General features: G+C 41.7%; 11 protein-coding genes and 1 tRNA gene. 6 read left to right on the forward strand and 6 right to left on the reverse strand.

Going from position 1 to position 11,588, the window contains the following annotated elements:
- Positions 1-570: 570 nt before the first annotated feature.
- The 4 genes from CWC28_RS19775 to uvrD all read right to left on the reverse strand — a co-directional run bounded on the left by CWC28_RS19775 (position 571) and on the right by uvrD (position 6,786).
- The gene (locus CWC28_RS19775) at positions 571-1,419 is read right to left on the reverse strand and encodes a CZB domain-containing protein (RefSeq protein WP_063701484.1); all 849 of its coding nucleotides are present in this window, start codon (positions 1,417-1,419) and stop codon (positions 571-573) included.
- 67 nt (positions 1,420-1,486) lie between these two features.
- Positions 1,487-2,611 (reverse strand): ABC transporter substrate-binding protein, encoded by a 1,125-nt coding sequence (locus CWC28_RS19780; protein ID WP_105175101.1) that lies wholly within the window; start codon positions 2,609-2,611, stop codon positions 1,487-1,489.
- Positions 2,574-4,643 (reverse strand): GNAT family N-acetyltransferase, encoded by a 2,070-nt coding sequence (locus tag CWC28_RS19785; RefSeq protein WP_138625641.1) that lies wholly within the window; start codon positions 4,641-4,643, stop codon positions 2,574-2,576. Before CWC28_RS19785 ends, CWC28_RS19780 begins: the two co-directional genes overlap by 38 nt.
- Positions 4,621-6,786, reverse strand: a complete 2,166-nt coding sequence (gene uvrD / locus CWC28_RS19790; RefSeq protein WP_063701489.1) for a DNA helicase II — start codon at positions 6,784-6,786, stop codon at positions 4,621-4,623. The genes CWC28_RS19785 and uvrD overlap by 23 nt, the downstream gene beginning before the upstream one ends.
- A 259-nt stretch (positions 6,787-7,045) precedes the next feature.
- On the opposite strand from uvrD, the gene CWC28_RS19795 reads away from it, so the two are divergent.
- Together CWC28_RS19795 and CWC28_RS19800 are read left to right on the forward strand one after the other, a co-directional pair.
- Positions 7,046-7,270 (forward strand): hypothetical protein, encoded by a 225-nt coding sequence (locus tag CWC28_RS19795; RefSeq protein WP_063701490.1) that lies wholly within the window; start codon positions 7,046-7,048, stop codon positions 7,268-7,270.
- 122 nt (positions 7,271-7,392) lie between these two features.
- Complete coding sequence (locus tag CWC28_RS19800; RefSeq protein ID WP_063701492.1) at positions 7,393-7,761, forward strand: YacL family protein; 369 nt, start codon at positions 7,393-7,395, stop codon at positions 7,759-7,761.
- A 32-nt stretch (positions 7,762-7,793) separates the two neighbouring features.
- Here CWC28_RS19800 and CWC28_RS19805 read toward each other — a convergent pair whose 3' ends face one another.
- Positions 7,794-8,423 carry a peroxiredoxin-like family protein gene (locus CWC28_RS19805; protein WP_063701494.1) on the reverse strand — a complete coding sequence of 210 codons (630 nt, stop codon included), beginning with the start codon at positions 8,421-8,423 and terminating at the stop codon, positions 7,794-7,796.
- Between the two features lie 133 nt (positions 8,424-8,556).
- On the opposite strand from CWC28_RS19805, the gene CWC28_RS19810 reads away from it, so the two are divergent.
- Positions 8,557-9,177, forward strand: a complete 621-nt coding sequence (locus tag CWC28_RS19810; RefSeq protein ID WP_055199370.1) for a dUTP diphosphatase — start codon at positions 8,557-8,559, stop codon at positions 9,175-9,177.
- Here CWC28_RS19810 and yrfG read toward each other — a convergent pair whose 3' ends face one another.
- A complete protein-coding gene (gene yrfG, locus CWC28_RS19815; protein WP_063701496.1) occupies positions 9,178-9,834 on the reverse strand; it encodes a GMP/IMP nucleotidase in 657 nt (218 codons plus the stop codon).
- A gap of 61 nt (positions 9,835-9,895) precedes the next feature.
- On the opposite strand from yrfG, the gene nudE reads away from it, so the two are divergent.
- The 3 genes from nudE (at position 9,896) to CWC28_RS19830 (ending at position 11,575) form a co-directional block, all read left to right on the forward strand.
- Positions 9,896-10,468 carry an ADP compounds hydrolase NudE gene (gene nudE, locus CWC28_RS19820; protein ID WP_171038326.1) on the forward strand — a complete coding sequence of 191 codons (573 nt, stop codon included), beginning with the start codon at positions 9,896-9,898 and terminating at the stop codon, positions 10,466-10,468.
- Positions 10,461-11,258, forward strand: coding sequence for a 3'(2'),5'-bisphosphate nucleotidase CysQ (gene cysQ, locus CWC28_RS19825; protein WP_054563939.1), 798 nt, complete (start codon positions 10,461-10,463; stop codon positions 11,256-11,258). Before nudE ends, cysQ begins: the two co-directional genes overlap by 8 nt.
- Positions 11,259-11,498: 240 nt before the next feature.
- Positions 11,499-11,575: transfer RNA gene (locus CWC28_RS19830), tRNA-Met, on the forward strand.
- Positions 11,576-11,588 lie beyond the last annotated feature (13 nt).

The raw sequence follows: 11,588 nt of genomic DNA on the forward strand, positions 1-11,588 counted from the left end.
AGTCGGGCTTTTTTGCGTTTAAGCTATCAGACATCAGCCAGGTAGGTTGGTTAGAGCGCAGCGAAACCCAACGTCAGTTAGCGAGTTGCTAGTTAGCAAGGGTAAAGTTGAACTGTGGTGTTGTTTAGTACAGAGTCACCCTCACCAACAACCCCGCGTAGGAGGCAATTCAGTGCCGAATCTAGACTATAACAAACACATTCATGGCTAAATAGTTAGCGAGTTGTTAGTTAGCAAGGGTAAAGTTGAACTGTTGGTTTGTTTAGTACAGAGTCACCCTCAGCAACAAAACCCAGTAGGAGGTACTTCAGTGCCGAATCCAGACCTTAACAAACACATTCGCGGCTAAAGCCATTCCTACAAGTACACTTTACCTAGAGCCTAGAGCCTAGAACCTAAAACCTAGAGCAGAGGAAGACGCAGCACCAGACACCCACACCGCGCGGCTGATCGCTGACGGCTGAAAGCTGATAGCTCTGTGTTGGGTTTCGCTTCGCTCTACCCAACCTACGCCAGACCTCAAAACTTTCCCCTCGCTAACTTTACTCTTTCTAACTCGCTAACTAGCGACTAAAAAAGCCCATACTCTTCGGTTTCTTCTGCTTCGTGGCGCATGAGGTGCTCAGGGCGGAAAATGGCGCTTGGGTCTAATAATAAGCTGTGTTTATGCTTCATTTTGATTAGTCCGCGCATCATGTTTTTAGTTTGCGGATCAACATCAAAACCCACAGAGGTAAGTTGGTCTAATGGTTTGATATCTTCTTTCTTCACGTTGATGTTGTCTTCTACTTTGTCGACTAGAAGGCCTATATGAGGTGTTACGCCATCTTTTGTGGTGAAGATGATGATAGGCTTATAATCAAGAATGATCTGCTCACGTGCCGATTCAAACAGTCTAATAAGTTGGTTGAATGTTTGGCGCTTTTTCTCTGCAAATAAGCTGATTACTTTGTCGTGAGGTTGGCTCTTTTGTAATTCTAATAATTCACCGGCCATGGCATGTAATTCACGGTGTGGCTTATCAAACTTGGCTAAGATACTTTGTAAGTCTTCGTTATCGGTTTCAAAATTGTTATACCAGCGACCAAAAGCGCATTTGTCTGGATCTGTGGCTTTTGTAAAAGGTGCACCTGTTACTAGGCTATTTTCTAAGGCATCTAGCCAATCTAAATGGTCTTTTTCTCTTTCGACTAAAAGGTCAGATAATTCGCTATTGGTCTCTTTGGTTGAGTGATTGTTTAATACAATTCCTAAATCAAAGATAGGCGTTGGGGTTTCCATATAATCTTTAACCCCAATGAAGCTTTTATTTTCATTTGGCAACGACGTTAAATTTCCTTCGTAACGCTCAGTTAGAAGAATATCGAGAATTTTTAGTGAAATGGTCTTTTGGCCAACTCGAAAATTAATCAGATCCATATTTCCCTCAAAGCCTTGTTAAGTCTCTATAGCATAGAACATTATTGTAATTTAGTCGTAGTTTAACCTAATTACTTTTAAAATATGAGCGGTAGATTTTTTTGTTATTTCCCGCAGTGTGAGTGTTAAATAGATCAGCGAAATCTGATGTGTCAGTAAAGAGATGATTTAGCTCGGTCAGCAGACATTGATTGTTTAGTGGCGTTGGGCATTTTTGGGCAGCGCTAACCAAGGCAACGGCATTCAAATAACCTTCAAATATAATTCTATTTGCACTCGTGTGATAAGGCTCGATATCTTCAATAAACTGCTTACACCAAGGGTTTTTACAGTTATTAGGGTCGGGAACCACTTCAGTGACCATAATGTTGGCGGGCTGTTTAACTCGCTGATATAAATCATGGCTCGAAACGAAAGACACCGAAGTATAATCTGGGTTGAAGCTTTGTTTGTTTGCTGCATTAATGAATTCAGCGAGAGGCTCGTAAGTGCCGACTAAACAAATTGCGGTTGCTTTACTTTCTTTTAGAAGCGCTAAAGCTTTTGAAATATCATCACTATTGCGCTTAAACCGAGCGACTTCTACAGGTTTAATACCATGTATTTTTAACGCATTAACAAGGTTGTTTTCTACCATATAGCCAAACTCATCGGCTTGGATCATCAAGCCAATTTTTTCATGCTTACGCTCTTTCACGAAATAATTAATCTGCTCTATGGCTTCATCTTGGTAGCTCGCTCGAAGATTAAATACATTTGGCATTGAGCTGTTATGTAAAAAATCAGCGCCTGTAAATGGCATTAGAAAAGGAATGCGGTGCCTATCCAGTAAAGGTTTAATTGCATGAGCTGTTGGTGTGCCCATAGAGCCAAAAATTGCATGGATCTTTCGATCAAATAAAAACTCGCGGGTATTCACTACGGTATTTTTTGGCTCGTAGCCATCATCAGCTAATATCAGATCGATACTTTGCCCATTAATACCGTTTTCTTTGTTGATTTTATTAAAGTAAATATTACTGCCAAGCGCCAGTTGTTCGCCTATTTGCTTTGCCGGTCCTGTGAGTGCAGTGGACATGCCTAGTTTAATGGTAGGCTGTGCGTGTTCAGCTAAAGCTATCTGAGATAGCAGCAAGGTATAAATACATAAACACTTAATGGCTGTGATTTTGAAGTGATTTATAGTGAGCATACCAACCTTGCACTGCGGTTTTGAACTGTGAGTCTAAGTCTTTTTTACCTGTAAAACCGGCTTCATCGATTAAGCTATTTACAGAGGTTTGCTGTAATACTAGTCGAATAAGGATGAATTTTGTATGTTCATCTAATAAATTTAGACTAATTGGTGTGCTCCAAATCATTTGCCATAGCAATGGCTGCACTTGGAAGAGGTTAATATCACCAATTAACAGTCGCTCAGCTCTTGCATCTAAGGCAGGAGAATAGTCACTTTTTGGTAAGCTTTTGAATAGCTCTGCAATAAGCTGCCAAGGAAGCGAGCTAAAGTGACCAAGGAGTTGCAAAGACAGGTCTTGCTTAAACTCCTCTATAAAGAGTTCTGCGCTATCTGAAGTTTGCTTATCTAACGCTTTAATCACTAAAGCAGCATGTTCAGCCGTTGCTTTGTCATGACTAAATCCAAGCTTAACAACATTAAAGCCATTACTTTGCCAAAACTTAACTAACGCTGCATTGGCGCCAAAGCTGGCACCAAAATAACTGCAATTATTTAATTGGCTTTCGCAGTAGTTTAACAGGGCTGAGCCAATACCTTGTTGATGACATTCAGGTGCAACAGCTATTCTCACGACTCTCGCTGAGTGTTTACACAAGTCTTCTGTATTTCGGCTCAATTGAGTCAGAGTTTGCGCCATTAAATGACCATGTGGCCGACGCTTTCCTCTTATAACCTGCTCTGCGATTTCTGGTGTTAAGCCACCCTCAATAGCAATTAAGCAAACGGCTTTTAATGTACTTTCTTGTTTGCAGATCGATAGTTGTAACTCTGGGGCATCAAGCAATTGGCGTAAGTCGTTTACCGTAGTTTGATAATGAGCTAACGCCAATAGCGCCATAATTTGGCTAAGCAGCTGCTCATCATTAATGAGTTGCTCTTTGCTTATGCTTTCAAATTGGTAAGAATTACCACTTTGCGCTTCTAGGTACTTTGCATCGAGTAGTAATAGTTCGCGTAGGCTATTTTCGAGGGGGTCACGTTTAGCAAAACGAATAGGTTCATCCAGAGTAACTGCCTTTAGCGATTTATATTGGCTACGTAAGTAATGTAAAAAACGTAACGTGTAACCACGCCCATTTCCTTCATAACCAACCATAGTGCTGGCAAATACGATCCGTGGATAACTTTTTAGGATCTGCAATAGCATAGGAACCGGAATCGCTGCTGCTTCGTCGACAAATAACAGATCGCAATCAGGTTTTTCGTTTAGCAGTGTATCTGGCGCAATATAGCTAAGGTTAGCTAGCTGCTTACAGTTTTGCTCTTTGCTAACACCAAGCTCAGCGGCTAAATGTTTAAAGCTTGTTTGTACGGCTTTGGCTTGGGTGGCACAAATAAGGATTTTTTTATCTTGAAGACATGCTGCTGCAAGCCCTAAAGCAGCTGACTTACCACGACCTCGGTCTGCACTGATCACGAAAGGACGATTAGCGCGCCCTGTCGCGGTTTTAATAATTTGCTCTACACATGCTTGTTGTTGCTGATAATTTATCTCAGCATTTGCTGGCGAAATTGATTGGTAACTAGGAAGCGAGTGCTCAGTAAAATAATGTGGCTGCAATTTTAGCTTGGCGAAAAAGCGCTGATTAAAAAAGCTGTGTTTAACCTCTTCGCCATAAGAGGTGATACTTGTGAGTGCTGGGTCTTGCCACTTATCGTCATCGGGCAGCAATAATATCAGTACACCGCCTGCTTTTACGGTACCTGCAAGCGCGGCTAGTTTATCGGCATATAAACCGCTAAAACCATCAAAAATTGCGTGATGAAACTCTTGACCAAGAATTTGGTGAGCATGTTTTGGAAACTCACTATTTGCTAATAATGAGTTGCTACTGAAAACATAGGTATTTTTAAGCGCTAATTGGTTTGCAAACTGATAGCACCAAGTTTCGCTGCCTTGCACAAAGACAAGCTGGCGATGCTTTGCAATCACCAGCTCATTACACAGTGCTGTTATATACTCATTATAAGGCTTGAAGTCTTGCATACTGTGTTACAAGCCATTTGCTGCCTAGGTCATCAAAGTTCACTTGAATACGTGACTGTGCGCCGCTACCTTCGTAATTGAGTACGGTTCCTGCACCGAACTTAGCGTGTAATACGCGTTGCCCTAAGTTAAAGCCGCTATCTTCAAATGCGGCATGTGTTACTGACGGACTAAAACGACCTGCCGCAGGTGGTCTTGAAACCTGTGTTTTAATACGAATTTCTTCGATACAGTCTTCAGGCATTTCGCGTAAAAAGCGTGATGGGCTGTGGTATTTTTCTTGTCCGTATAAACGGCGACTTTCTGCATGGCTAATGTATAGTTTTTCCATTGCGCGAGTCATACCAACATAGCAGAGGCGACGTTCTTCTTCTAAACGACCAGACTCTTCATTACTTTGTTGTGATGGGAACATGCCCTCTTCAACACCAACCATAAATACCAGTGGGAATTCTAGGCCTTTTGCTGAGTGCAGAGTCATCATTTGCACCGCGTCTTCGTGCTCGTCAGCTTGACCTTCGCCAGATTCTAGTGAGGTATAAGCCAAAAAGCCCTGTAGTGGTGAGCTGAACTCTTCATCTTCTGGGAGTTCATATTGACCACAAGCACTAATTAGCTCTTCTAAGTTTTCTACGCGGGCACGGCCTTTTTCACCTTTTTCAGCTTGATACATTGCCATTAACCCCGAGCTTTGAATGGCGTATTTCGCTTGCTCTTCTAAGGTGAGATCGCTGATCTTATCTTCGATATGCTCAACAAGCTCTAAGAATTTAGTGACGGCACTCGCTGCACGGCCAGATAAGTGCTGCTGCTCGATAATAGCTTTTGCGGCATACCAAAGTGGCAATGACTCATTGCGCGCGCAATCACGAATGTGGCTTAGTGTTTTATCACCAATGCCGCGAGCAGGGGTGTTAATAACGCGCTCGAAAGCAGCATCATCTTGACGGTTACCCACTAAACGTAAATACGAAAGTGCATCTTTGATCTCTTGGCGCTCGAAGAAGCGCATACCGCCGTAAATACGGTATTTTAAACCTTCTTGTAGCATCGCTTCCTCGAGTACACGAGATTGCGCATTGTTACGGTATAAAATGGCGGCATCTTGTAATGCATTACCTGCATTTAGCCAGCTACGTAGTTTGCTGCTGACAAAGCGCGCTTCGTCTAACTCATTAAACGCAGCGTAAACAGAAATAGGCTCACCATCATTGCCGTCTGTCCACAGGCTTTTACCCATGCGTTCAGCATTGTTTTTGATCAGCGCATTTGATGCTTTCAAGATTGTTGCCGTTGAACGGTAATTTTGTTCAAGGCGAATGGTTTCGGCTTCGAAGTCAGTTAAAAAGCGTTTGATATTCTCAATTTTTGCGCCACGCCAGCCATAGATACTTTGGTCATCATCACCTACGATCATAATACTGTTAGTGTCACCTGCGAGTAATTTTAACCAGGCATACTGAATAGTATTAGTATCCTGGAACTCGTCGACCAGCATATGGGCAAAACGCTGTTGATAATGACGTAAAAGTGTTGGGTGGTTTTTAAGTACTTCGTAGCAGCGCAGCAGTATTTCTGCAAAGTCGACTAAACCTGCACGGTCACAAGCCTCTTGATATGCAGCATAGACTTTCAGCATCATTTGCTCATTAATATCGTAGGCTTGAATGTCTTTAGGTCGCAGACCTTCATCTTTTTTCGCGCTGATATACCAACCAAATTGTTTTGCTGGCCACTTTTTATCATCGATGTTCATCGCTTTAAGTAAGCGTTTGATCATACGTTGTTGATCGTCAGAATCTAAAATTTGAAAGCTTTCAGGCAAGTTCGCTTCACGGTGATGGGCGCGCAGAATACGATGAGATAAGCCGTGGAAAGTACCAATCCACATACCACCAACCGGTGCTTTTAAGGTTTCTTCTACACGAGTGCGCATTTCTTTCGCGGCTTTGTTAGTGAAGGTTACCGCAAAGATGCTGTATGCAGAAGCTTGCTCAACTTGCATGAGCCATGCGATGCGATGAACAAGTACTCGAGTTTTACCAGAACCTGCACCTGCAAGTACTAGCATATTTTGCAATGGGGCTGCGACTGCATCCCGTTGTTTGTCATTTAAGCCATCGAGTAATTCAGAAACGTCCATCGTTACGCCTTTTCAATCTATAATGGGTGGAGTATAACAGGTGTTTATGCAAGGCTAAATAAAATACTGTTTTTATAAACAGCTATTTGGGCAAGTCATTAAAATTGAAGTATAAAAATTGTGAATTTGACCGATTTTTAGCAAAAAAAACTAAAATCAAAATAACGTAACTTTTTAACGCTTTGATTTGTAAGCCATAATAAGTTGGCATAAAGTGTGTTTACTAAAAGTATAATCATTAAAAACTACAGAGGTTAGTATGGCAGAGCAAGGTTCTGGCGGTAATGTAATCGCAGCAATATGTAATATCTTTTTTCCTGGTTTAGGACAATTGGTACAAGGTCGTTTAATGGCGGCTATTGCATTCTTTTTAGCATGGGTTATTAGTGGTGCACTAATTTATGTTGCAGTTGGCTTTATTTTACTGCCAATCGTATACCTATGGGCGATTATTGATGCTGCGCGTTTCAAATCGAGAGTCTAGCTATTTTAAATAGCATAAACACGAGCGCCACGTTGGCGCTCGTGCTGCTTTAAAGCTACAAAACTCGCCACGTTTAGCTGCAAACGGTATAATTAGCAGATAACGTATTATGAGTACCCTCCATGGAATATCAATTTATCCGCGATCCTATTAGCGGTTTACGCATTAAAATCTCCTCTGAGCATGCAGTTATTGGCCGTTGGCTAAATGAAGAAGTCGGCAAAGAAAAAATCGCGATGGTGCAAGCGTTGATCTCTGCGGTTAAGAGCAGTCATGAGCCTTTAACCTTACAGGGTCAAGAAATTGATTTGATCTTAAGTAAAGACGAAGCGCTATTCGAAGCTCATGCATTACATCAAGACAACGAAGACTTAGTTGCCTACCAAGATGATGATTTAATGCTTGAAGAAGAAGGCCTGTGCAGTGGCTGTGGTTTTGAAGACTTTGTTGATTTAATTGAATCTTGGCAAGAATTTACACAAGGCCGATAAGCAGACGCATGGTCTGCTTATCGATTACTAAATTATTGCTCGCTAACTGATTTAACAGCGGCTAGTAATAAATCTTCTGTTAAGCGGACTTTGTAATTTGGGTTGGCGTATTGAAAATGAACTAACCCATTTGTATCTATCACGAATACTGCGGGTACTGGCAGTGCTACTTTCGCTTCACCCTCTAACGAGACAAAGTTAACCCCAAGCTTATTGCGGTAAATCTTTGCTGTTTTGTCATCTAAGTAAAACGCTAGACCTAACGTTTGCGCCAAAGTGAGGCTGTCGTCAGAAAGCAATTGATAGCTAGGAGCTGTAATTTTTGTTTCAGCGAGTTTTTCAGGGCTATCTGGTGAAACGGCAATTAATTGCGCGTTTAAATTTGCTAATTCTTTCTCAATTTTTTGCACGCTGGCCAATTGCTTTGAACAATATGGACACCAGCCACCACGATAAACAATCAGCACAGTGGTTTTCTCTTTAAAGCGCTCAGCGAGCGAGACGGTTTTACCGTATTGGTCTTTCAATTCAACATTTGGCACCGTTAAGCCAGGTAATAACGGACTAACTTGCTCTGCTGACTCGGCAATATTGGTCGCAGTTGCAGCGATAACGTGGCTTGATAGTACAAACAGTACACTAATGAATAGGGATTTAAACATGGGCTTCCTCGGTTATTTTTATCAACTGCAAAGATGACCTGATTGTTGCGGGATTTATTTCATCTTTACCTACATCAAACTCAAATTTAACTGTAGTATATAGGCAAATAAAAAATGCAAGTTGGGATAAAGAATGTCTGCTAATTTACAAAAACTCGTTGTTATGCTCGAAATGCAAAATGCGATGAATACCAAAGTTCATGAGCAATGGTTTAGCCAAGGTTTTGAATGGTATCGTGCAATTTGGGTTGAGTGTGCTGAAATGCTTGATCACTACGGTTGGAAGTGGTGGAAAAAACAAACCCCAGATACAGAACAAGTTATTTTAGAGTTAGTTGATATTTTCCATTTTGGTTTATCTTTACGTATTGATGGTGAAACCAGCTATGAGCAGTTGGCTGCGCAACTTGAAGCTGAGTTAAGTGCACCAGTTCAAGCCGATGATTTTAAACAAACACTCGAATTATTAGCCGCATCAGCTGTTGCTGAAAAGAGTTTTAATGCCGCTGCATTTGCAGGTTGTATGGCGCAAATTGGTATGGATATCGATGATTTATACCGTGGCTACGTTGGTAAAAATACCTTGAACTTCTTCCGCCAAGATCATGGCTACAAAGACGGTAGTTATATCAAAGTGTGGAATGGCCAAGAAGATAACGAGCACTTAGTTGAAGTGGTAAAAAGCCTCGATACAGAGCATGCAGATTTTGCAAAACTTGTATACCAAGGCTTAGAGCAGCGTTACCCGAAGTAATTATTTAACGGGGATAAACTCGCGAAAATCGATGGTCGATAAAAAGCCATCAAATTGCTTATGCGGTTGCTGACTATCAGGGTTGGCAACCGCAAGTATATGGCCGATACCAAACTCTTTTGCCGCATCTAGTACGGCAGGGCTGTCGTCCACAAATAAAGTCCGTTCCTTATCAAACTGCCATTCTTGGTGGACTTGTTGCCATAATGGTTGATGCTCTTTACTCACGCCATATTGGTGAGTTGAGATCACCCCGTCTAAGTAATTATCGATAGCAGTATGTTCAAACTTTAACATGGCACAATCTGGGTGCGCGTTAGTAAGCATGATCAATTGCTTGCCTGCTTTTCTCAGTTCAGTTAAGAAAGGCGGAACATCTTCACGAATTCTGATTAAATGTTGAATCTCACGTTTTAGCGCCATAATTGGTAAATCAAGTTGCTGTTGCCAATAATCTAAACAGTACCAATTAATTTGTCCGTGAACTTGTTGATAACGGTGCAAAATGTCAGCTTTTGCTGCGTCTAAACTGATTTTATGTTTACGTGCATATTGCTCGGGAATAACAGTAAGCCAGAAATAATTATCAAAATGCAAATCGAGTAAGGTGCCATCCATATCTAACAACACAGTATCGATTTTTGACCAATTTAACATAGGCAATTCACTTTAAAAGATTTATGATGAGCATAACTGCCATGATAGCAAATTAATGCCAATGACACAGAAAAAGCATCCTACACCACCGCAAATTTTGTCTAATGAAGTTGTCGCTAAAAGTCGACTATTTACTGTTGAATCGCTCGAATTGAAGTTCTCAAATGATGAGCAAAGGCAATACGAAAGAATTCGTGGCGGTGGTAGGGGGGCTGTTATGATCGTGCCAGTAACGGCCGATAACGAACTGTTATTAGTGCGAGAATATTGTGCAGGTACCAATGATTATCAGTTGGGCTTTCCTAAGGGCTTAATTGACCCAGGCGAAACACCTCAGCAAGCTGCAGACCGTGAGCTGAAAGAAGAAGTTGGCTTTGGTGCTAAACATTTCGCTGAACTTAAAAAAGTTAGCATGGCGCCAAGTTACTTTAATGCCACTATGCATATTTTGTATGCTGAAGATCTCTACACTGAAACCTTACCTGGTGATGAGCCTGAACCGCTTGTCGTTGTTAAATGGCCAATAACTGATTGGCAATCATTATTGCAACAAGAAGACTTTACTGAAGCACGAAGTGTCGCAGCTTTGCTATTATTAACAAAGTACTTAGAGTCGGGAGCGGGCAATGAATGATTTTTTAGAACCGTGTATTCGGTTAGCTGAGCAAGCAGGCGATGCCATTATGGCCATTTATCAGCAGGATGATATTGGTGCTGAGCAAAAGTCAGATCATACTCCGGTCACCAAGGCTGACTTAGCATCAAATGACGTATTAATGGCAGGTTTGAAGACCCTAGCCCCTGATATTCCAATTATGTCAGAAGAAACACCCATTCCAGCGCTGGCAGACAGAAAAGATTGGCACCGTTATTGGCTGCTTGATCCTATGGATGGTACTGGGGAGTTTATTCTGGAAAGCGGTGATTTTGCAGTTAATATCGCATTAGTTGAAAATAATCGCCCAGTGCTGGGTGTTATTCATTGGCCAGCGAAACAAGTGACTTATTTTGCAAGTTATCAAAATGGCGCGTTTAAACGTGAAAATGGCCAAGATCAGCAAATTTCGGTAGCAACACCCGATAATTTAACCTTAGCTGTAAGCCGCAGACAAAAAATTGAAGCGGTCAGCCAGTATCTAAATACTCAGTTTGCGACAGTGGCATTAGGCTCATGTTCATTAAAAGCGTGTATTATCGCTGAAGGTAAAGCGGATTGCTTTTTACGTATCGGGCCAACAGGTGAGTGGGATACCGGCGCGTCACAAGTGATTGTAGAAGAAGCCGGTGGTTGCATTACAGATGCTGAATTTAACCCGTTAACTTACAATCAACGAGAAAGCACTGAAAATCCTGATTTTATTGTGATGGGTCACCCGGATTGGGAATGGCAAAAAATGATTAGTCCTCATCAGCGTGCATTTTAGCTTTGTTTTGTGTGCTTTTTGTTCGTTTGAGTTAAATTTATCACTATAACCCTTGATTTCTAATCTTATTGCTATATGATAGCGCTCTCTTTGAAACAGGGCGTCGTTAACATGCTCATGTTACTAAGAGATTACAGGCGCGGGATGGAGCAGAATGATAAATCATTCGTCGGACTCGCTAATACCTGAAGTCGAAGGTCGTCGGTTTAAATCCGGCTTCTGGGACTCTAAACATACAGGCGCGGGATGGAGCAGCCTGGTAGCTCGTCGGGCTCATAACCCGAAGGTCGTCGGTTCAAATCCGGCTCCCGCAACCAACTTCTTAAATTA

The organism is Pseudoalteromonas sp. S4492, from assembly GCF_005886115.1.
Classification (GTDB): domain Bacteria; phylum Pseudomonadota; class Gammaproteobacteria; order Enterobacterales; family Alteromonadaceae; genus Pseudoalteromonas; species Pseudoalteromonas gelatinilytica.